This window comes from Paenibacillus sp. JJ-223 (genome assembly GCF_927798175.1).
Classification (GTDB): Bacteria; Bacillota; Bacilli; order Paenibacillales; family Paenibacillaceae; genus Paenibacillus; species Paenibacillus hubeiensis.
Map to the genome: position 1 here is coordinate 406,861 of NZ_CAKMMP010000002.1, position 20,696 is coordinate 427,556.

The window sequence follows — 20,696 nt, forward strand, 5'->3', positions numbered from 1 at the left end:
TTGCGGCAGGGAGAGAGCTTCGCAGCCCGGCTCAAAAGTAGTCTCCGTTCGGCAGTACTTTATGCGGCGCTCCCGCATTCATCAGGCTTGCCCATGCTGCCAGCGTCGGGGTTTCCGCCAAATCCACGAAGCTCACGTCTCTGCCCGCCATGCGGAAGCGCTCGGCCAGGCTCATCATTCGAATCGAATCCAATCCCCACACCTGGATCAGGTCGTCTTGGTCGCCAAGGTGCTCCGGCTGCTCCTGCAGCATTTCCGCTACCTGGCTCCGCAGTTCATGCAGCGTCGCCGATGCGGCCCCATGTACGTCCAGAACCTCGGCGTTCGTGATGGGCGGCTCGCCTGCCAGTCCGCTCTGTCCGCTACCTTTGCTCGCCCCGGTACCGTAAACCGTGCCGGCGGATGAGCCCAGCGCAGCGGCCGCTTGCTGCGTGGTCAGCGTGACCGCGCAGCGCTCGGCAGCATACGTCAGTGCCATGCGATGCTTCTCCGCGGAAAAATCGGCGACCGCATCCGCCACCAGAAACGCCTGGATATCTTTCATGAATGCCTCGCAGGACGTCATCAGGCAGCCGATATGGGCATATATGCCGCAGATGATCAACTGATCGCGCCCCTGCTCCTGCATCCATTCCAGCAAGTCGGTCTTCTGGAAAGCGCTATAACGCCACTTGGTCATCAGCGTATCCTGCGGAGCAGGCGCCAGCTGTTCGATGACCTGCTTTTGCACCGGACCGCCGTCGATGCCCGCCCCCCAGAAATCGAGCTGCAAGCCGCGCTGCTCCGCCGTCTGTCCGCCAGGCTGGGCCGAATACACGACAGGGATGCCGAGCTCGTGACACTTCGAGCGAAGCTGTGTTATATGCTCGATCAATTCGGTAACGGGAGAAGCCCCGGCCGTAAAAGCATCCACGAAATATTGCTGCATGTCATGAATCAGCAGCACTGCGCGTTTCGCATCCGGAGTCCAGGCCACCTTGTTGACAGGAAGCTCCGATTCAGTAGGCATGGCATATGGCTTAATCACTGGTAGTCCCATGAATATCCCTCTTTTCAGCATAAATTTGGATTCATCCATCCATGATCGCATGACCAACGTTTAGGATTGGACAAAGGAAGATGGGTGCAATAACCGCTCGCGCAGCGCCTTTTTGCTGACTTTGCCTACGCCCGTCTTGGGGAAAGACTTCACGAATTCGAAGCGGTCGGGAATTTTGTAGGCAGCCAGCCCGCGTTCACGCAAGAATGAACGTAATTCTGTCGCTGTCGGCATGGCCCCATCTTCTCCGTTCGGAACGATAAAAGCGCACGAGCGCTCGCCCAGATAATCGTCAGGCATGGCTACCAAGGCAGCGTCGTGAACCCCTCCATGCGCCAGCAGGTGATTTTCCACTTCCTCCGCAGCCACTTTGTCGCCGCCACGGTTGATCTGGTCCTTCGCGCGTCCCTCGACCACGAGATATCCATCCTTCGTAAAGCTGGCAATATCCCCGGTCCGGTAGAACCCGTCCGCCGTAAAAGAACGGGCATTATGATCCTCGGCTTTGTAATATCCGCGTATCGTGTAAGCTCCCCGTGCCAACAAATGCCCGGATTGCCCCTGTTCTACCTCAACGTCCTCGTCATCCACGATTTTCAACTCGTCGTACGGCGACATCGGTTTGCCCTGGGTATGGATAATGACGTCCTCGGGATCGTCGAGCCGCGTATAATTTACCAGCCCTTCGGCCATGCCGAACACTTGCTGCAAGGTGCATCCCAGCACCGGTTTCACACGTCCTGCCACTTCAGCGCTGAACTTGGCTCCGCCCACCTGCAGTACTTGCAGCGAAGGGAATCTCTTCCCTCTAGCGGACGCGGCGTTAAGCCATACGAGCGCCAAGGGAGGCACGAGCGCGGTGATCGTCACCTGGTGCCTGTCAATCAGCGGAAAAGCCTCGTCCGGACTGGAGCCGCGGGAAAGCACGACCCGGCCTCCGGCATAGATCGTACCCAGAATACCCGGCGAGCTGAGCGGATAATTGTGGGCGACCGGCAGTACGGCCAAATACACGCTGTCCGGGCTCAAACCGCACACCTCCACGCTTCTGCGCAGACTGTAGATGTAATCGTCGTGCGTGCGAGGGATCATCTTGGGCAAACCCGTACTGCCGCCCGACAACTGCAGGAAGGCCACATCGGAACTGAGCGGCCGCTCCGCTTCCGGCAAAGCGACCGGTTCAACGTACAGATCGGATAGCGCCGTGTATGGACCGGCCTCTCCGGCAACGATGACATGCCGAAGCCCGGGTACTTCCGCCTGAACCTCTCCGGCCAGCCCGCGGTAATCATAACCGCTGTCGATGTCCGGAATGACATATGCCTCCGCTTCGGCAAAGCGGGCAAAATATGCGATTTCGCTTTTCCGATGCAATGGAAGAGCAAATACGGGCAATGCTCCCAACCGAAACAACGCAAATATCACTTCAATAAAAGCCGTGATGTTGGGCAGCTGCACGATGACCCGATCCTGCTTTCGAATACCCATCGCATGAAACCCTGCGGCGAGCCGATTCACCCGTTCATTCAACCCTTCATAAGTTAACGCTCCATCGTCGCCAATAGCGGCTACCCGATTGCCATATAATGCCGCGCGCTGATGCAGCATCTCGCCAAACGTGATGCCTTCCCAGCAACCCGCCTGGCGATACTGTTCCGCGAGTTCCTCCGGCCAACCCTGAAATCCTGGCAGCATGCTCATTCCTCCCTTGTAGCTCCTGCTGATTGCAATCCCATCGCACGCAGCATCGTGCCAAATTTCGCCGCAGTCTCCGCAAGTTCTGCTTCCGGCGTGGAGCCAGGGACAATTCCAGCTCCTGCATACAGCCGGAGCTGATGACCCTGCACTTCGGCACACCTGATCGCAACGGCCCATTCGCCATCGCCCCTGCTGTCGCACCAGCCGACCATTCCGGTGAACAGCCCCCGGTCAAACGGCTCTTGTGCCTGAATTTCATCGCGTGCATCTTCCACGGGCGTGCCGCAAATGGCCGGCGTCGGATGAAGGACAAAAGCCAGCTCCAACGATGTTGTGGCCGCATCAGCAAGCTCTCCGTAAATATCCGTGGAGAGGTGCCACATGGTACTCGTCTGAATGAGCGATGGCTCCTCAGGCACGGTCAGCTCTTTGCACAGCGGGCGCAATGCAGCCGCAACCGCATCAATGACGACGGCATGCTCGTGACGATCCTTGGCTGACGCCAGCAAAGCTTCAGCACGGCGTCGATCTTCTTCCGGGTCACCACTGCGTGCAGCCGAACCCGCCAAGGGATTGACTCTCACCCGCGTTCCGGTCCGGGTGACCAGAAGCTCCGGACTTGCTCCGAGAAACGTCCGTGGTTTGCCTTTTTCGCCCACACTAATGACGCGATTATCCGTTGTTACTATACTTTTTGGTAATTGCGATTTACGCATCGGGACGGCAAATGTGTAACCATGCGCATTATCCCTAAAGAGGTTACGCAGCAGTTGATGCGTATCCACCTGCGTCTCCGACGTCACGCACAGGGTGCGTGCCAGAACGATTTTGCTCAGTTCTCCTGCATTCAGACGGGTCAGGACGCTCCGTACGCTTTGTTCATAGACCGCCGCGGCCGGCTCTTCTTCAATGCTGCAATTCCCTGCTGCCGGCAGCCTCTCGCGCATGCGGTCCGAGTCTGCAGGCGGCTCCGCCCACTGCACGCTTTCGGGAACATACAGTTCCACGTCAGCACGCCGCGGATTGAAAGGGATGGCTCCAACCGCAACCGGGTTTACTCCCCCTGCCTGCTTCGCCTCGTTCAGCAGCCCCTGAATCCGATGCAACAGACCTTGAATCGGCTCGTCATACCGCAAGCCGGGATTGGGCTGTTCATCCGTATCCAGAGCATTGCCCCCTATTGACGAAGAAGGCGCATCAGACAACCTTTTCCATTCCCCTTGAGCCAGCATCGTATGCAGCGGCGATGACCAGAAAAAGGATTTGCCTTCTTCGTATTGCTCCAACAGGCGAAGCGCGGAAGTCGCAGCAACAGCACTTGCTTTGGACATTCTCATCATCTCCTTGGATTTGGTTTCAAGCACCAAGTGTGGCGCCTCCATCGATGCGCATGTCATGCATCGTGATATGTCTGGCCTGGTCGGATGAGAGGAAAAGCACCGCATCGGCAATATCCGCCGGATCGGCCAGCCTGTTCAGCGGAATGCCTAATCGATACGCATCCAGCGAGCCGGCAATGGCCGCTTCTGCGCCATGCTCGTCCTTCCACAATAAACGCTGCATCTCGGTATCAGTCGAGCCGGGCGACACCACATTGCAGCGGATATGGTCCCGTGCATGTTCCAACGCAAGGCACTTGGTAAACTGGGTGGATGCCGCTTTCGAAGCCGCATACGCCGACATGTGCATTCGCGGTACGGCAGCGGCGTTGGACCCGACAGTGACGATGCTCCCGCCCCGCCTTGCAGCCATTCTGGCCACAACGGCGCGCGATACGTAAAATACGCCATGCGTATTCACCTCAAAGGTTCGCAACCACTCCTCATCGCTAAGTTGGCCCACTCTGCCCATGTGCAAAATCCCCGCCGCATTCACCAACATGCCAATCGGCCCGAGCTCCTCTTCAATGCAAGCAACGCCATTCTCTACAGCCATACGATCGGAGATATCCATTGGATAAGCGGCTGCCCGGCAGCCTTGAGCACGCAGGTCGGTAACCAACAGCTCAAGCCGTCCTGCCTGAAGGTCAACCGCCGCCACGACTGCTCCCTGTGCAGCGAACGCCTTGGCTACGGCCTCACCGATGCCTTGGGCTGCTCCGGTAACCAACACCACTTTGCCCTCGATTCCCGTATAACTCACCAGACATCCTCCATTTCTCTGTATCGATTCAGCTTCCCGCTCTGCAGCCCTTATCCCTGCTCGTGCTCCCTCTTCATATCGGTTCCTTCATTTGCGTGTATCCCTCCGCCACTCTCCATCCGCCGCAATTCTCACCTCTCCGGGCTGCAGGCAAAACGGATCGTACGGCTAATCAGAAACGGAAGCACCGAAACATGGTTTTCATCCTCGAACTCGGTATATCTAATCTCCAGCCCCGTGAGCTTTAACGAGGATAAGCGGTCGGCAAGGCTGGAGGCCTTGTCGTTGTTTCGCGCGGGATGGGTTTTCTCATGCTCCCCCATGCCGATCCAGACCCTCGCGTCGACCGGCCCCTCCTTCATTCGTTCAACGAACCTTCGCTCTTCCGACTGCATCACCTCTTGGTTCCAATGGAGCGATGGGCTGCCTGCAATGTAGTACCGAAACGCACCCGGCCTCGTAAACAACGCATGGATCACGAAAAGCCCGCCAAGCGAATGGCCGAAAATGGCCTGCCTGTTGCGATCGATCCGGTACTGCTGCTCAATGTCCGGCTTCAGCTCCTGCTCGATAAAATTCAGAAACGCATCCGCGCCCCCCTGTTCCGGAATGGGCGTCCCATCCGACTTGTGGGTGTACGCCGTCGTCGCCTGCGGCGTGAAGTCGTAGTACCGATGCGGAGAAAACGGCCCTGCCGTTTCGTAGCCGATGCCTACGACGATCGCAGGAAGGGCTCCGGTCTTTTCCGGCCTGCGGCCTTGGATGCGGACCGCTTCAACCATCGTGCCGAACACGGAGTTGGCATCGAGCAGGTAAATGACCGGATAACCGTTCGGCGGAGGCGGTTCTGCCGGTTGGTGCACCATGATTCGGTAGGCATGCCTGCCGGATTGCGATGTCATGGTCCATTGTTCGGAACGCGGTACGAGTATGGTACTGCGGGCAATCGGGTTAAGGGTTCCGGTAAGGGAAGAGTCGGGTTGAAACGTCATTGCAGGTGGTTCCTCCTTGTGATTCGGCTTATATAAGACAACGATCGTTTATATGAGATTGATTCTCATTACCAATTATAAGAGAGTCATGCAGGTGCTCCCATGGACGATATCCAGAAATGATTTTGACTATCTCCATATCTTGATCCGATCGATTCAAATGCGTGCCTTTTACTTGCATGAAAAAAAGCCCGGCCACAGGCAGACAGAACGGAAAATGCCTTCGTTCCCTCTGCTGTGGGGGCCATTGGTTGTATACCTTGCGATGCTAAGGTCCACGAGATCTCTTGGACCAATCCGAACTTAAGCTCTCATGATGGTTACTGCTGTGTGATTGCTTTCAACGTGTCGTCAATGACGTGACCGTAAGCAATCAGCCCGCTGCCAAGCCATGGCGCAGGATCGACGTTGTACACCTTTCCATCTTTGACTGCGGGCATGCTCTTCCAGACGGCGGTATCGGTCATTTCCTTCATGCTGCCCACGCCTTGTTCCACGGTGAAAATGTAGTCGGCATCGATTTCCGGCAGCACTTCCGTCGATACGATCGCGCTGTTCTCCGTTTCGACCAAAGCAGGCTTGCCCAGACCAAGCTGCTGATATACAACGTAGCCGCTGAAATAGTTTCCGCCCATCATGCTGATGCCGCGCGGAGCAAACCGAATGATCGCCGCCTTTTTACCTTCGGCCACTTTGGAGATTTCGGCTTTGGCTGCATTCACCTTGGCATGGTACGTTTCGATGGCCTGCTTGGCTTCAGCCGTCTTGCCCAGCAGGTCACCAATGATCTCCAGCGATTTTTCCACATCGCCCGATGCATTGTTGAACACGTAGGTCGGCGCGATTTTGGAATAGCTCTCATAAACGCCGTTCTCCGCATAGTTGGCCGTATGCAAAATGATGAAATCCGGATTGTACGCCATGAGCGCTTCCGGCGAAGGCAATCCGCTGGAGAAATCGAGGGTTGGCACCCCGCTTAACTGGTCCTGCAAATAAACGTGCCCCTGCGTACCTGCCGCCCATTGGGCTACCGGTTTGACGCCGAGCGTCAGCAGCGAGTCTTCAAGATAGGGGGCAAACACACGCTCCACCTTGGCAGGTACTACGACATCATGTCCCAGTTCATCCTGCACCGTTCGTTCGCTGGCCTTTTCTGCCGGCTGTTCTTCCTCCACAACCGTCTCCGTCGATGCCGGGGTGGTTGCTTCCGCGGTCTGCTGCTCCTTTCGGTTCTCGCCCGACTCGGAACCCGAACCGCAAGCAGCAAGCAATCCTGTCATTAAAATCAACACCAGCGACATCAGGATTCGGGTGCTGCAGAAGGTGCGAGCACCCGACCGATGAACGGATTTTTTTCTCTGTTGAAACATTGGACATCCCCCTTGATAAACATTCTCATTTATATAGAAGGATTATATGTCATGTCGCCCGGGAATCGCCATGGACGGTATCCAGATGCCGATTTGGACAATATCCCGTAAACATCAGCAGAGCTTCTTCCAGCATACGCATCACCCCGACCGCAGAATAATCAAGCCAGGGGTCGCCTGCGATCAGGTGTACTTTATACTGACGCACAGCCTTGAGCCCGCGCCATGCAGGAGCATGCTGCAAACTGAGCCAATGTGCACGTGAAGCCGCCTCGGGGCACACCATCACCATAATCCGGTCCGGATTCAGCTCTGCCAGCTGCTCTAGCGTCAAAGGGGCGTTTGCCCTTACGTCAGGGAATGTATCTAAACAAAGATCGTGGTACAGCACCTCTCGGATGCCGGGATTGCTATAGAAATATAAATACTGTCCGTAAACACGGATGACGGCGACCTTTTCGCGGCCTACCTCCTTTTGTACGGCTTCGCGTGCCTGGCCCACCCTGCGATCATAAAGTTCAATCCATTGCTTGGCCTGTTCCTCCCGCTCAAGGAACGAGGCAATCGTGCGTAGTTCGCCGCGCCAATCCGGGTTGTTTCTGTGCACGATGCAGCATGGCGCAATTTTCCTCAATTTGTCCTGATCGGCCGCGCTGATCTGGTCCGTGCCGATAATAGCATCCGGACGAATGTGGACCAACCTTTCGACATTGGCATCGAACCGCCAGCTCGTATACGGGTCTGTCAGCTTAAGATGGCACTCGATGTCTGTGCGATGCGCATTATAATAATAAGCCGTCCACTTGGGATCAATGGGTGCGGCGACAGGCATGATTTGCAGGGCAAGCAGTTGTCCCGTCACGCAGGAGGAGCAGATTGCTATCCGTTTGCGAGCCGTCTTGGCATAATCGGAAGGAGACACGCCCACTTCTTTCTTGAACTTCCGGCTGAAATAAAACTCGTCGCTATACCCTACCTTGAGCGCAATGTCCCGCAGCTTGTGGCCTGATTCCTTCAAATAACGTTTGGCCCGGTTGATCCGGAGATCCGTCAAATACTCCATTGCACTCTGCCCGTACGTCTTTTTGAACAGATCCACGAAATATTTCGGGCTGATGCTGGCTTCCTGCGCCAGATCGGCAATCGTCAGCGGTCGGTCGAAGTGCTCATCCATATATGCTTTCACCTTGGCAAGATCCGTCTTGGGGCTGCGGCCGGCAGCAGGCACGGAACCGTCTGACCGCGAACCATCCTCCAGTAACATGTGGCCACTCCTTTCGATCTGCTTGATGAGTATGAAGATTCGATAAAACTGTGATATCATTCATAACGAAAATGATAATCATTATCAATAAAATTATCATATTCTTTTCATCTCAGTCAATCCATATATGGAAAAAATAACACACCTGATGGCATCAGCATCAGAAGCTTACAGGAAAGGGGGACGCGCTGATTTCATCCTCCATGGCTTCATTGTTCTGTGAATTTTGTATTGAATACATATTAATCCATACAGTAAACTCCAAGGTGAACGTTTGTTGAATTCGCCATTAAAGGAGAATCCCTTTAATAATCTCAGCTATTAATGCCAGTAATATGGAAATGAATGAAGGAAAAAGGTTAGAGTTTACTTTGATGACTGGAGGAGAAAGCGATGTCCACGATTAAAGAAATTTCGGAGAAAACCGGAATTACCCCATATACTCTTCGATTTTATGAACGGGAAGGAATTCTGCCATACGTCAAGCGCGATTCGAGTGGCAATCGATTGTATGACGAAGAGAGTATGGAATGGCTGAATTTTATTTTGGCGCTGCGAGCGACGGGCATGCCGCTTGCCGAGATCAGGAAATACGTGGATTTATACCAAGAAGGCGAGAGCACCCTTGAGATACGTAAACAAATGATGCTTATGCACAAGGAAAAAGTGGAGAAGGACCTCTCGGAAACCATTAAATATTTGGAGCAAATCAATTACAAACTGGCACTTTATGACATGCAGGAAAAAGGATTGGCCAAGATGCTGCCCTAGATGTTGGTTTGCAGCATTTCACTCTAAAATGGAGCGCGTTTCCCCGATGGGGACGCGTCTTTTTTGGTGCTTATATTAGAGTGAGCTCTAATATATTTTGCGCTTTTATCCCCTTAAAATTTCCATTTTATGTCCTGTATCATCAAAAATACCACGAATTTATGGGAATTCCGCCTATTCAAATTATTTAATATTCGAGACTTGACTTATATTAAACTCTAATTGATAACCTTGAAGCAAGCCAACGATGAGTGGCTAAACCAAGAACAAAGGAGAAGTACATATGAACACAAAAGTAGCAATCATTACAGGTGCAAGCAGCGGAATGGGAGCGGCCACGGCGAAACTTCTCGCTCAACACAACATTAAAGTCATGCTTGCCGCTCGCCGTGAAGACCGATTGCAGCAGCTGCAAGAAGAAATCCGTAACGCTGGAGGTGAAGCCAGCTACAAGGTGACTGACGTCACTTCGCGTGTTGATCTGGAAGCATTGGCGGATGAAACGATTAAAGTTTATGGACAAATTGACATTTTGATTAATAATGCGGGGATCATGCCTCTTTCGTTCTTCAAAAATTTGAAGGTCGACGAATGGGAGAGAATGATCGATGTGAACATTAAGGGCGTTCTCTATGGGATGGCGGCAGTGTATAAACATATGGAAGAACGTAATGAGGGACATATCATTAATTTCTCGTCCATTGCGGGACATATCATCTTCCCTTCAAGCTCTATTTATAGTGCGACCAAGCATGCTGTACGGATTCTAACAGAAGGTATGCGAACCGAATTGGGATCCACACAAAATATTCGGACAACACTCATCTCCCCCGGTGCGGTAGAGACCGAGCTCTACGATACCATTACTGATAACTCCATTTATCCAGCATTGGAGAAATTGGGCAGCCAGGAATGGAGCCAACTTGACCCAAGCGACATTGCGAGAACGATACTATTTGCAATCCAGCAGCCGACTAACGTAACTATTAACGAACTGATTGTACGCCCAACGTCTCAAAGCTTATAACATGGTCGCCGATCGCCAAGAACATGTCATTTCATAGGATAAAGAGTCAAAATTCACGCTAATTTCAATTTTTGCGACAAAAATTTCAAAATAGTGGTTAACTTCCCTGTTTTAAAGTGGTACTATAGGGGTATGAGGAAGAAATTGGGCACTATGACACATGTCTTTTTATCAACTTCGTTCATTTGAACTAACCAGGTTGGCCCTCTTTTTCATACTGAACGCTGTGAAAAGCGCGCATATCGGTCGTTCAGTGATAGTTTTTCAGATTTCCCATCCATTCGACAACAATTGGAAGACCCATTAGAACGAATGTAGTAGTACCATAGATTTACCATAGCAATGCCACATTCCCTTAGCAAGCAAGATTTAAGTTTCAATATAGCCATCCATGTAGCACGAATCAGAGGGACAGATAGCTATCGAATCCAGATCATGTAGCCTGATAACGAGAAGTGGGAATTTATAGCGTTAGAATTCTAGAAATAAGGAAGCAGTCGTCATCAGCCCGGCAGAAGCCAGGGCTTTTTGTCGTGCCTGTATAACCTGGACCACTCCGGCACAGAATCGGAGGTATCGTGGTTCTTTCTGGCGGGTTTATAATATGGCAAGATACCATTAAGGGAGTGATGGGATGTATTCCGATCTGCAGTTGACGGATGACCGCCCTGTATATATACAAGTCAAGGATTACATGAAACGGTTGATGCTCAAAGGCGGCCTGCAGGCGAAGCAAAAGCTTCCCTCCACCCGTGAACTAAGCACCCTCATGAAAGTGAGCCGCAGCACCGTCCTGCTCGCCTATGCCGAGTTGGAGGAAGAAGGGCTGATCTATGCGGTCAAAGGAAAGGGCAACTACGTCAGTCCTTCCATCGGGACCCCGGAAACGGAGACGCCGCCCTGGGAACCGGACTGGTCTGACCGTGTCAGCGACTACGCCCTTCAAGCTGAACAGCTTGACCTGATGAAGCACGGATCCGGAGCGGAGCGAGGCGAGATTTCCTTTACCAGCATCGCCCCGGACGAGAAGCTATTCGACCTGCATAACGTGAAACGGGCCTTTCTCGACCGCATGTCGCTGGAAGGGGAAGTTCTGCTTAATTACGGGTATGCCAAAGGCTACCGCCCCTTGATGCAATATTTGCTCAGATACATGGAAAACAAAGGCGTCGATCTGGAAGGCAAAGATATTTTGATCACCAACGGGTTCACCGAGGGTTTTGACCTTGTGCTGAGCGCTTTGCGCAAACGAAGCGGCCGGGCATTATGCGAAAATCCGACGCACCATACGGCCATTAAAAATCTCAGGCTCCATCAGTTTGAGCTCACAGGCGTCGATATGGAATCCGATGGGCTGAATTTAAAGCAATTGGAAAACAAGCTGGCTTCGGATACGTACGATCTGGCTTATCTCGTCCCGTCCTATCACAATCCGACCGGCATCGTGACCTCACCGGCCAAGCGGGCCGAGATTATCCGGCTTATGAACCAGTACAAGGTGCCGGTCATCGAAGACGGGTTCAACGAAGAACTGCGCTATTCCGGATCGCACGTTTCCCCGCTGATTACAAGTGTTGGCAAGGGCTCTGGACTGATCTACCTGGGCAGCTTCTCGAAGGTGCTGTTTCCGGGGCTGCGAGTAGGCTGGATAATCGCTGATCAAGCATTAATCGACTTTTTGGAAAGCATGAAGCGTGCGCGAAGCATCCATACCTCGACGCTGGATCAATCATTGCTTTATCAATATTTAAGCAATGGCCATTTCGAGAAATACCTGAAACGGGCACGCACCGAATACAAACGCAAATACGAGCTGGTCGTGCGCTGTCTTAAGCAGCATCTGCCCATGTGCAGAATATCCGGGGAAGGCGGACTTCACTTGTTCGTTCAGTTCCCTGAGGCGTTCAGCACGCGAGAGCTGCTGGAAGCATGCAAGGCAAAAGGGGTTACCTTTATGCCGGGCGATACTTTTTACTTGGAGGAAGGCCAGGGACAGAACACCATGCGTCTCGGCTTCTCCAGGGTGAGCGACGAAAACATACGCAAAGGCATTCGCATTATCGGTGAAATAGCGGCCAAATGGCGCTGATCCGACATGGGTGCAGAACGTGCACCCGAAATCATAAGGGAGGGCATTACATGAAAGTGGGCGTGATTATGGGCGGAACATCTTCGGAGCGGGATATTTCCCTGCTGACCGGAAAGGAGATGATTGCCCATCTCGACAGGCAAAAATACGAGGTCGTCCCGGTGGAGATTAACAGCAAACGCGATCTCATTGACAAAGCAGCCGGTTTGGATGTGGCCTTGCTTGCTCTCCATGGAAAATACGGGGAGGACGGCACCGTACAAGGCACGCTCGAATCGCTCGGCGTACCCTATACGGGATGCGGCGTGCTCGCAAGCAGCCTGTGCATGGACAAAGACTTGTCCAAACGTATTATCCAACATGCGGGCGTAACCACCGGAGCATGGCTGCAAGTGAGCAGCCTGGATGAACTGTCCGGGCCTTCGGTACAACAGCTGTCGTACCCGGTCGTCGTCAAACCCAATTCGGGCGGCTCCAGCATCGGCACGCAGATCGTGCGTGAAGAAGCAGGACTGCGCTCTGCGGTAGAAGCAGCTCTGGCTTGGGACGAAACGGTGATGATCGAGCAATATATCGAGGGCGACGAGATCACCTGCTCCATTCTTGACGGCCGTATGCTTCCGGTCCTGTCCATTCGCACGAACGCAACGTTCTTCGATTATGAAGCTAAATACAGCGACGGCGGGGCCGTCGAACAGGTTATCGAACTTCCGGCCGATCTGCATCAGCGCGTGGAAGCGGCGGCTCTCGCCTGTTACCGGGCCTTAAAATGCAGCGTCTATGCACGCGTCGATATGCTGATTAGGGACGGCATCCCTTATGTGCTTGAAGTGAATACCCTCCCTGGCCTTACCAGCAACAGTTTGCTTCCCAAAAGCGCGGCAGCGGCCGGTTTATCGTTTGCGGGTTTGCTAGATTCCATTATTGATTTATCGTTGAAACAACGGGCGAAGGAGGCTGCATTGGCATGAGTCTGGATGTCAGCATACGGCACAGTACGGAAAACGATATACAGGACATGGTTATTCTCATGGATCAACTTGGTTATCCAACCACCTATGCCGAAATGAGCGAGCGTTACCGCCATCTTGCGTCAGACGCCAACTTTACGACACTGATCGCCGAAGTGCGGGGACGCGCCATTGGGCTGATCGGCCTGCAAACCTCATATATGTATGAAAAAAACGGGCGTCATTGCCGCATCATGGCACTGATCGTGCATGATCAGTTCAGAGGTTCGGGCATCGGCACCCGGTTGATTCAAGCCGCTGAGCAATGGGCAGCGGAGCAGGGCGTATTTTCCCTGTCCCTGAACAGCGCCAACCGCGAGGAGCGCCAGGCTGCCCACCAGTTTTATCGCGCGATGGGATATACAGACGGCAGCACCGGCTTCAGCAAAACACTGCGAGTTCCGCAGCACGTTTAACAAATGGATCTTATCCTATTGAAAAGCCCGCTCCCGGACATCATGCCGGAAACGGGCTTCTTTTTTCAATCGTTTTTTTCACCCGATTTGCATCTTTCATAAGCCGCCAGCAAATCCTCCACAGCTACCCCGTCGATCTTCATGCCTTTCACGCTGCATCCGTCCAGCTGCACGCCGGACAAATCGCAATCCCGAAATACAGTACCGGCAAGGTCGCAGCGCTCCCACTGCATGGGCCTTCTCTCTGCGCCAAGATGCGTATCGCGAAATGGATGCCATCCAGCGCACCCCATTCCACCACGCTTCCGCTTAAACGCAAATCTGCTAGCAGCATGTCGGTCATGTTCAAATTCGTAAACCGGCTGCCGCTCAAATTGCAATCCGTGACGCGCAGGCGGGACAGATTGCTGCTGCTGATTCTTCCCTCTTCCAAATGGGCCTGTATCCATTCGACGGAGCCTTCATCCAACATGGGTTTCGGAACAGACCGATGCAAACGTTTCTCATACCCATACTCATCCTTGGAGCTATATAACCGCTCATACCCCATCTTCTCGTAAAAGTGGTGATTGTTCGGTTGCCGCCCGGACGTCTCCAACCTCCATACCGCAACCTCGGGATATGCGGCCTCAATAAGTCTCACGACCTGAGCCCCGACTCCCCGGCCCTGCCACGCGGGATCGATAAAGATTTTGTCGAGCCGCGCATAAGCACGCCCCAACACCTGTACGCTCACTCCCCCGATCAGGCAATCGCCCAGTTCGACCGTAAAGTAATCCCACTCGCGAATGACGTAACGATGCATGTGTACCGACGAATAGCCGGGCGGACACAGGTTGGGGTCCAGATCATCCGGCCCTTTGGACCATTCTTTCATTGCTTGGTCAAATGCACGGGTACAAGTCTCCGTCAGCATGGCGGCGTCTTCCATCTGGGCTCGGCGCAGACGTACCCGTGCTGGCGGTTGATCATTGCCTGTCTGGCCTGATTCCTTGCCGATCAGTTCAAAATAATCATAATCCGCTCCATCGGCCAGCCTTCGGCGTGAAACCAATCGAAAGCCCGCGTGCTCCAGCACCTTGCGGGAGGCCATGTTAAATGGTTTGACGATGCCTACGATTCGTTCCAAACTCGTATGCTCGAACAGATGTCGGCTGATGGCCCGAACCGCCTCGGTCATGTATCCCTTGCTCCGATGATCACGGGAAATCGCATACGCGACTTCACGGTCGGAAGCGTCCAGCATGTCGTTGGGAAATACGCCGCACCAGCCGATCACGCGTTGATCCACATTGTGAATCACTGCCAGCATTACACGCACATCTCCCGGATCGAATTGCTCGTAACTCCCAATCACAAACTGCAGGAAGCCTTTCAGTTGCTCGACAGTCATCTTCCACTCGGGCAAAACATTCGTAATCTCCGGTTGGGCAATCAGGCACAACAGCTCGGCTTGATCTTCCATGGTAAAAGGACGAAGAGAAATATGGCTGCTCTGGATAAACAAATGATGGTTCATATACAAACACCTCTGGGGATTATTTTGGTGATGACGCAAAAAAGGCACCTCCAATCGAGGTGCCCCCTTCGTTTCATCGTTTCAGAAACGCCGAGGTTCCTCGTAACGGGTAAAAAAGGACACACGTATCCCGTAGACCAATCCACGGAATTTTTTAAATGTGCACTTCATCGCCATTACAAGAAATCCGGCATATTCCGAAATCCCCTTTCATGAACATCATTTCAAATGAAATCAAATCTTACTTGCGTTCGATCCAAAGCCAACCTGCATCGTCCTCCGTCACTGTTGCGCCAAGCGATTCGGCTGCAAACTGGAGCGGTACATAGGTTTTACCATCTCTGCCTACAAAGGCAGATCCCGTCATTCTCACTTCTTTCCCCGCTACGGTTGCTTGATCCGAATTCAGAGTCAAGATAACCTCATTCCCGGTAATGTCGTCGATGACGACGATTCGATCCGATCCTTTGGTCCACTTCACTTCGGCATCCAACTGCTCGGACAGGTAACGAACGGGAACAAACGTGACTCCGTCAACGTCGACTGCACCCGAATATTCGTCATCCGTTTGGAGCATAACCGTTTTGCTTGTAATGCCTGCTTCGTTTTTGAGCAAGTCATAGATGACGGAATCCGATTCGAAGTTGCGCAGGAATTGACCTGGCGTAATACCCGAATCTTCCACATCGATTACGCCGTTCGTTGTATCGACCGCATTGACCGCAACCGTGCCGCCAATGTTCCACATCTCGCTCACGCTCGACAATGTCGCGGATTTAATGGGGAGGAACTCGGAAGCCGGCAGCGCCACTTTCAAGTCAAGGCTTTGCTTGCGGATGTTCTGCGCACTGTCCAGATAGAGGTCCAGCTTCAGTACGGTGTCTTTGCCAAGCACCGTCTTCAGTTCAGGCGTGTCTGCGAGAAGCTGCTTCAGCCCCTCATCGTAACTTGCGAGCAATTCATCCAAGCCTGCTTTTACCATGCCGTACATTGCCGTTACTGCCGCATCGCGGGATTCGGGCACGATCGCGGCAAAAGCGTCATCTTCGGCGCCCTCCACCGTATTCACGGCTTTAATCACCGGATAGAATACGTCATACAGGTCGCCAATCAGACTTTTGAGTCCTTCTTCATCCTTCGCCACACTGGTGAGGAACGGCTTAACCAGCGCCAGCAGTTCTTCGCCGTTAATCTCCACATGCAGTTTGGAAAGGCTGAGCGATTCCCCGTGAACCGTTTCCTGTACAGAATTCACGGAAATGTTTGTTGGATTGGACAGATGTTTCAGCATAAATGCCAGCATTTTCGGAGAGAGCTCCTCGATTTGCTTCTCGAACGCGGCCGTATCCAAACCGAGCAGGGCATCATTGCCTGCAAGCGATATGTAGAGCGGCTTTTTCGCGCCATCTACATCAAACACGATGGCCGACTCGTCCATCGACAGATGGAAAGGCAGCTTTTTGTCCTGAATGCTCAGCGCGCCCTCAATGGAGGCCGTCTTGGAATCTTTCAATTTGGCATCCGTAATATTCAGGGATAACGAATTAATCAGTTCTATCATCTCAAGGTCATCGTCCGAATCGATCCATTCGGATGCCGGTTCGAGCTTTATGTTCAGCGTTTGATTGGATTCAGCGGATTTCACTGTTGCATTGTTCTCAATGGCTTTACCAACGTCAACCCCACCTACGGCTTGGCACCCCGTAAGCGTAACCATAATCAAAATGAGCGGTATGGCGATCCATTGCGCAAATTTGCGGTTAATAATACGATCTCCTCCTTTTTCATGGGCGAAATGTCGTTCATTTCTATTATGGAGGCAGAGGTAATTGTTGTAAATGATATTGATGCAAAAATTCCAAAAAAAGTTAAACATCCGGCGATCATGTGAACGAATCGGGATAATACGCAATGGATCAGATCCATTCATCAGGGATCTCCCATTTAACACAGACGTCAAAGTACTGCATGTGTCGGAAGATACCGCATCCATTGCAGCTCATTGACGGCAGGACGTTCATCCGCCTCGGGATAGAGGGTGGACCACAATGTGGTTTGTTCGACCACAAGTCCCGCTTCGTTCATTCCGCCCTTCATAAAGGCGCATTGACTTATGGAAACATCTGTATGAGAATCTAAATAGTCCAACCTTTTCAACCTAGCCTATAAAAGGAGAATGCATATGATGTCATCCCCCAACATTCCATTAAGCACCGGGCAGAACACAGCCATTCCGTCAGCCGCCCAACTGCAAGTAACGATCCAATGCGATTCGGGGCCATCAACGCTCGATGTCAGTTGTTTCATGGTCAACGAGCGGGGCCATGTTCCTTCCGACGACTACTTTGTATTTTACAACCAGACCTCGGACCCTCATCGCAGCGTAGAGCTGCAACAGATGGAGGCGCGCAAAACTACTTTTGCAATCGACACTGACAGACTTCGCCAGGCCCCCGTCGAAAAGTGCGTTTTCACCGCTACCCTGGATGAAGGCGGCACTTTCGCTCAGGTCCGCAACTGCCGGGCCATTGTACAAGCAGGGCAACAGCAAATTACATATGAGATTACCCAGGCAACCGCCGAAACGGCATTGATTTTCATCGAAGTGTACAAACATAACGGCGAATTCAAGGTACGCGCCATTGGACGCGGCTTCTTCGGGGGGCTTAAACCACTCGCTGAATCGTTCGGCGTAGAAGTGGAAGGCAACCCTGGACCTGAGGTGGCTGCTGCCACAGAGACTCCTGTACCGCCTGTTGCCGAACCTGAGCCAGCCCCGTTAAACCTGACCAAAATCGATTTGCTTAAACGAAAAGTGAATTTGTCCCTGCAGAAGAAGCAGTCCGAACCGATCCGGGCACGCGTAGCGGTTGTATTCGACGCCTCCGGCTCCATGTACCACCTGTATCGCAACGGAACCGTGCAAGAAGCGTTCGAACGCATTCTGGCCATTGCTGCAGCCTTTGACGATAACGGCGAACTGGATGTTTGGTTTTTTGCCAAAGACTTCTTGCGTGCACCGAGCGTAACCGCGCAGGATTATGAAAACTACATCAATCGCGCATATACTTTGGGAAGCAAGGGCGGAACCAACAATGAGCCTCCTGTAATGGAAGACGTCATCCGCAAATATACGGTGGAGGAACCCAATGTGCAGATTCCAACGTATATTATCTTTTTCAGCGATGGCGGCGTAGGCAACAAAGGAAAAATCACACGGTTGATCACCGAAAGCTCTACCAAAAATCTGTTCTGGCAATTCGTTGGCCTGGGACGAGCCAATTACGGCATTCTTCAGAAGCTGGACGACATGCCTGGCCGATTCATCGATAATGCCAACTTTTTTGAGTTGGACGATATTTCACGGATCAGCGATGAAGAATTGTATGACCGCCTGCTGGGCGAATTCCCTGCCTGGATTAAGGAAGCTCGTTCCAAAGGCATTCTGGCTTAAAGATGGAGCCTTGCAATCATAGGTACATCCCCTAAGTCCTTTTCAAATTCGATATCACCAAAAATAACTGCAAAAAAGACGCTAACCATGGAGTAACCACGGTTAGCGTCTTTTGGCGTTTAAGTTAAGCTTGGGCCTGCTCCGCTTCCCAGCGTGCGATTTCAGCCCGTACTTTCGGCGCAACTTCTTTGCCGAGCAGTTCGATCGCTCTCATGACATCGGCATGAGGCATCGTGCCGAGCGGGGTATGCAGCATGAAACGGGTAATGCCCACTTGTTTGCGCAAATAAATGATTTTTTCGGCGACGGTATCGACATCTCCGACATACAACGCGCCTTCAAGCGAACGAGCGGCGTCAAAGGTCGCCCGACTGTAATGTCCCCAACCGCGCTCGCGTCCAAGAACGTTCATGACGGCTTGCGTTGGCGGGAAAAACTTCTCTACTGCCTCTTCCGTCGTATCGGCAATGAAACCATGCGAGTGAGAGGCAACCGTCAGCTTGGATACGTCATGTCCGGCATGTTCCGCCGCTTTCTTGTACAGCTGCACCAGTGGCGCGAATTGGGTTGGGCGACCGCCGATGATGGCCAGCACAAGCGGCAATCCGAGCAAACCTGCGCGCACGACCGACTCCTGGTTGCCGCCGCTGCCGATCCAGACTGGCAGTTTTTCTTGTACCGGGCGCGGATAGATGCCCAGGTTGTTGAAAGAAGGACGATGTTTGCCTTCCCAGGTTACTTTTTCGGAGTCCCGCAGTTTCAGGAGCAAATCCAACTTCTCGTCGAACAGTTCATCATAGTCGTTCAGGTCATAACCAAACAGCGGGAACGATTCGATGAACGAACCACGTCCGGCCATAATTTCCGCGCGCCCGTTCGAAATGCCGTCCAGTGTGGCAAAATCCTGATACACCCGCACAGGGTCATCCGAGGACAATACCGTCACTGCACTTGTCAGGCGAATACGTTTCGTTTGGGATGCTGCCGCTGCCAAAATAACGGCTGGAGAAGATGCCGCATAGTCCACGCGATGATGCTCGCCTACTCCGTATACGTCCAAGCCTACCTCATCCGCAAGAACGATCTCTTCCACGACTTCGCGAATGCGCTGCGCATGGCTGATCACCTCTCCCGTTTTGACGTCCGGCGATGTTTCTACAAAGGTACTGATTCCGATTTCCATGCCTAATTCCTCCCTTATGATTAATGTTCCGTATTTACTGCTCATCTATTTCTAACGTATTGTAAGCTAATAACATTTCGTTAATAACTACTCTAAACGATTTGAGATAAAAAAACAAGTGCCCTCTGCTCAGGTACGCAGAGGGCTTTGCAAGGATCTACCACGCAGATTGTTTAGCTGCTGATCCTGCCTAGATTTTTTTCACAAACTCCGACTTCAGCTTCATTGCGCCGAGGCCGTCGATCTTGCAGTCGATGTCATGGTCGCCTTCGATCAGGCGGATGTTTTTAACTTTCGTCCCCATTTTGACGACGAGCGAGCTGCCTTTCACCTTTAGTTCCTTAATGACGGATACGGTATCCCCGTCCTGAAGCACATTGCCGTTCGCGTCGCGGACGACCTTTTCCTCTTTCCCGGCCGTTTGTTCGGATTCCGGATTCCATTCATGTGCGCATTCGGGACATACCAGCATGAAACCATCCTCGTACGTATACTCGGATTTGCATTGCGGGCAATTTGGCAAATTGGACATATGTATTTAGCTCTCCATTTCTATGATGGCTTCCTCGCAAGTATACGGGAATATGCGCCGTTGTTCTACCTCTGGATCGAAGGTTAATGGAAAGAAGGAGTGTTTGCCATCCGGGAACAAGACCATCTGGCTCATCGTTTAAACTAAATTTAAGGTTGGCACGTTCCTTGATTTAAGGTAAACCGCTTAT

18 protein-coding genes and 1 pseudogene are annotated in these 20,696 nt (G+C 52.5%); 6 read left to right on the forward strand and 13 right to left on the reverse strand.

From position 1 onward, the window contains the following. Positions 1 to 31: 31 nt before the first annotated feature. The 7 genes from L6H98_RS05365 to L6H98_RS05395 all read right to left on the reverse strand — a co-directional run bounded on the left by L6H98_RS05365 (position 32) and on the right by L6H98_RS05395 (position 8,505). Positions 32 to 1,039, reverse strand: coding sequence for an isochorismatase family protein (locus tag L6H98_RS05365; RefSeq protein WP_236413447.1), 1,008 nt, complete (start codon positions 1,037 to 1,039; stop codon positions 32 to 34). A gap of 60 nt (positions 1,040 to 1,099) precedes the next feature. Then, the gene (locus L6H98_RS05370) at positions 1,100 to 2,734 is read right to left on the reverse strand and encodes a (2,3-dihydroxybenzoyl)adenylate synthase (RefSeq protein ID WP_236413448.1); all 1,635 of its coding nucleotides are present in this window, start codon (positions 2,732 to 2,734) and stop codon (positions 1,100 to 1,102) included. Between the two features lie 2 nt (positions 2,735 to 2,736). Continuing rightward, on the reverse strand, positions 2,737 to 4,068 hold the full coding sequence (gene dhbC / locus L6H98_RS05375) for an isochorismate synthase DhbC (RefSeq protein WP_236413449.1): 1,332 nt from the start codon (positions 4,066 to 4,068) through the stop codon (positions 2,737 to 2,739). A 25-nt stretch (positions 4,069 to 4,093) separates the two neighbouring features. Further along, positions 4,094 to 4,879, reverse strand: coding sequence for a 2,3-dihydro-2,3-dihydroxybenzoate dehydrogenase (locus tag L6H98_RS05380; RefSeq protein WP_236413450.1), 786 nt, complete (start codon positions 4,877 to 4,879; stop codon positions 4,094 to 4,096). A 131-nt stretch (positions 4,880 to 5,010) separates the two neighbouring features. Continuing rightward, positions 5,011 to 5,871, reverse strand: coding sequence for an alpha/beta hydrolase-fold protein (locus L6H98_RS05385; RefSeq protein ID WP_236413452.1), 861 nt, complete (start codon positions 5,869 to 5,871; stop codon positions 5,011 to 5,013). Between the two features lie 320 nt (positions 5,872 to 6,191). Continuing rightward, positions 6,192 to 7,241, reverse strand: coding sequence for an ABC transporter substrate-binding protein (locus tag L6H98_RS05390; protein WP_236413454.1), 1,050 nt, complete (start codon positions 7,239 to 7,241; stop codon positions 6,192 to 6,194). Between the two features lie 49 nt (positions 7,242 to 7,290). Further along, entirely contained in the window at positions 7,291 to 8,505 is a 1,215-nt protein-coding gene (locus tag L6H98_RS05395) for an AraC family transcriptional regulator (RefSeq protein ID WP_236413456.1), read from the reverse strand. A gap of 393 nt (positions 8,506 to 8,898) precedes the next feature. Here L6H98_RS05395 and L6H98_RS05400 point away from each other — a divergent pair, with 393 nt between their 5' ends. From L6H98_RS05400 to L6H98_RS05420, 5 genes are all read left to right on the forward strand, one after another. After that, positions 8,899 to 9,276: a MerR family transcriptional regulator gene (locus tag L6H98_RS05400; protein WP_236413458.1), complete on the forward strand. Its 378-nt coding sequence runs from the start codon at positions 8,899 to 8,901 to the stop codon at positions 9,274 to 9,276. A 283-nt stretch (positions 9,277 to 9,559) separates the two neighbouring features. Further along, positions 9,560 to 10,303, forward strand: a complete 744-nt coding sequence (locus L6H98_RS05405) for an SDR family oxidoreductase (protein WP_236413460.1) — start codon at positions 9,560 to 9,562, stop codon at positions 10,301 to 10,303. Between the two features lie 634 nt (positions 10,304 to 10,937). Beyond that, positions 10,938 to 12,392: a PLP-dependent aminotransferase family protein gene (locus tag L6H98_RS05410; protein WP_236413462.1), complete on the forward strand. Its 1,455-nt coding sequence runs from the start codon at positions 10,938 to 10,940 to the stop codon at positions 12,390 to 12,392. 50 nt (positions 12,393 to 12,442) lie between these two features. Further along, complete coding sequence (locus tag L6H98_RS05415; RefSeq protein ID WP_236413464.1) at positions 12,443 to 13,363, forward strand: D-alanine--D-alanine ligase; 921 nt, start codon at positions 12,443 to 12,445, stop codon at positions 13,361 to 13,363. Beyond that, positions 13,360 to 13,818: a GNAT family N-acetyltransferase gene (locus tag L6H98_RS05420; RefSeq protein WP_236413465.1), complete on the forward strand. Its 459-nt coding sequence runs from the start codon at positions 13,360 to 13,362 to the stop codon at positions 13,816 to 13,818. The genes L6H98_RS05415 and L6H98_RS05420 overlap by 4 nt, the downstream gene beginning before the upstream one ends. A gap of 65 nt (positions 13,819 to 13,883) precedes the next feature. Here the strand turns inward: L6H98_RS05420 and L6H98_RS31355 are convergent, their stop codons facing one another. The 4 genes and pseudogenes from L6H98_RS31355 to L6H98_RS31250 form a co-directional block, all read right to left on the reverse strand. Continuing rightward, entirely contained in the window at positions 13,884 to 14,267 is a 384-nt protein-coding gene (locus L6H98_RS31355; protein ID WP_356722655.1) for a pentapeptide repeat-containing protein, read from the reverse strand. Between the two features lie 83 nt (positions 14,268 to 14,350). Next, a pseudogene (locus tag L6H98_RS05425) lies at positions 14,351 to 15,337 on the reverse strand (GNAT family N-acetyltransferase); the annotation flags it as partial. A gap of 241 nt (positions 15,338 to 15,578) precedes the next feature. Beyond that, positions 15,579 to 17,267: a copper amine oxidase N-terminal domain-containing protein gene (locus L6H98_RS05430; RefSeq protein ID WP_236413470.1), complete on the reverse strand. Its 1,689-nt coding sequence runs from the start codon at positions 17,265 to 17,267 to the stop codon at positions 15,579 to 15,581. Positions 17,268 to 17,293: 26 nt separating this feature from the next. Further along, on the reverse strand, positions 17,294 to 17,422 hold the full coding sequence (locus L6H98_RS31250; protein ID WP_290371420.1) for a hypothetical protein: 129 nt from the start codon (positions 17,420 to 17,422) through the stop codon (positions 17,294 to 17,296). Positions 17,423 to 17,519: 97 nt separating this feature from the next. Here L6H98_RS31250 and L6H98_RS05435 point away from each other — a divergent pair, with 97 nt between their 5' ends. Next, positions 17,520 to 18,791 carry a VWA domain-containing protein gene (locus L6H98_RS05435; protein WP_236413471.1) on the forward strand — a complete coding sequence of 424 codons (1,272 nt, stop codon included), beginning with the start codon at positions 17,520 to 17,522 and terminating at the stop codon, positions 18,789 to 18,791. Positions 18,792 to 18,915: 124 nt separating this feature from the next. Here the strand turns inward: L6H98_RS05435 and L6H98_RS05440 are convergent, their stop codons facing one another. Further along, the gene (locus tag L6H98_RS05440; RefSeq protein ID WP_236413472.1) at positions 18,916 to 19,974 is read right to left on the reverse strand and encodes an LLM class flavin-dependent oxidoreductase; all 1,059 of its coding nucleotides are present in this window, start codon (positions 19,972 to 19,974) and stop codon (positions 18,916 to 18,918) included. A 190-nt stretch (positions 19,975 to 20,164) separates the two neighbouring features. Next, entirely contained in the window at positions 20,165 to 20,506 is a 342-nt protein-coding gene (locus L6H98_RS05445; RefSeq protein ID WP_236413473.1) for a zinc ribbon domain-containing protein YjdM, read from the reverse strand. Positions 20,507 to 20,696: the final 190 nt, after the last annotated feature.

Coding starts and splice junctions, on each gene's coding strand:
- L6H98_RS05365 (WP_236413447.1), bottom strand. CDS start 1,039: ATGGGACTACCAGTGATTAAGCCATATGCCATGCCTACTGAATCGGAG.
- L6H98_RS05370 (WP_236413448.1), bottom strand. CDS start 2,734: ATGCTGCCAGGATTTCAGGGTTGGCCGGAGGAACTCGCGGAACAGTAT.
- dhbC (WP_236413449.1), bottom strand. CDS start 4,068: ATGTCCAAAGCAAGTGCTGTTGCTGCGACTTCCGCGCTTCGCCTGTTG.
- L6H98_RS05385 (WP_236413452.1), bottom strand. CDS start 5,871: ATGACGTTTCAACCCGACTCTTCCCTTACCGGAACCCTTAACCCGATT.
- L6H98_RS05390 (WP_236413454.1), bottom strand. CDS start 7,241: ATGTTTCAACAGAGAAAAAAATCCGTTCATCGGTCGGGTGCTCGCACC.
- L6H98_RS05395 (WP_236413456.1), bottom strand. CDS start 8,505: ATGTTACTGGAGGATGGTTCGCGGTCAGACGGTTCCGTGCCTGCTGCC.
- L6H98_RS05400 (WP_236413458.1), top strand. CDS start 8,899: ATGTCCACGATTAAAGAAATTTCGGAGAAAACCGGAATTACCCCATAT.
- L6H98_RS05405 (WP_236413460.1), top strand. CDS start 9,560: ATGAACACAAAAGTAGCAATCATTACAGGTGCAAGCAGCGGAATGGGA.
- L6H98_RS05410 (WP_236413462.1), top strand. CDS start 10,938: ATGTATTCCGATCTGCAGTTGACGGATGACCGCCCTGTATATATACAA.
- L6H98_RS05415 (WP_236413464.1), top strand. CDS start 12,443: ATGAAAGTGGGCGTGATTATGGGCGGAACATCTTCGGAGCGGGATATT.
- L6H98_RS05420 (WP_236413465.1), top strand. CDS start 13,360: ATGAGTCTGGATGTCAGCATACGGCACAGTACGGAAAACGATATACAG.
- L6H98_RS31355 (WP_356722655.1), bottom strand. CDS start 14,267: ATGGATACAGGCCCATTTGGAAGAGGGAAGAATCAGCAGCAGCAATCT.
- L6H98_RS05430 (WP_236413470.1), bottom strand. CDS start 17,267: ATGAATGGATCTGATCCATTGCGTATTATCCCGATTCGTTCACATGAT.
- L6H98_RS31250 (WP_290371420.1), bottom strand. CDS start 17,422: ATGAACGAAGCGGGACTTGTGGTCGAACAAACCACATTGTGGTCCACC.
- L6H98_RS05435 (WP_236413471.1), top strand. CDS start 17,520: ATGATGTCATCCCCCAACATTCCATTAAGCACCGGGCAGAACACAGCC.
- L6H98_RS05440 (WP_236413472.1), bottom strand. CDS start 19,974: ATGGAAATCGGAATCAGTACCTTTGTAGAAACATCGCCGGACGTCAAA.
- L6H98_RS05445 (WP_236413473.1), bottom strand. CDS start 20,506: ATGTCCAATTTGCCAAATTGCCCGCAATGCAAATCCGAGTATACGTAC.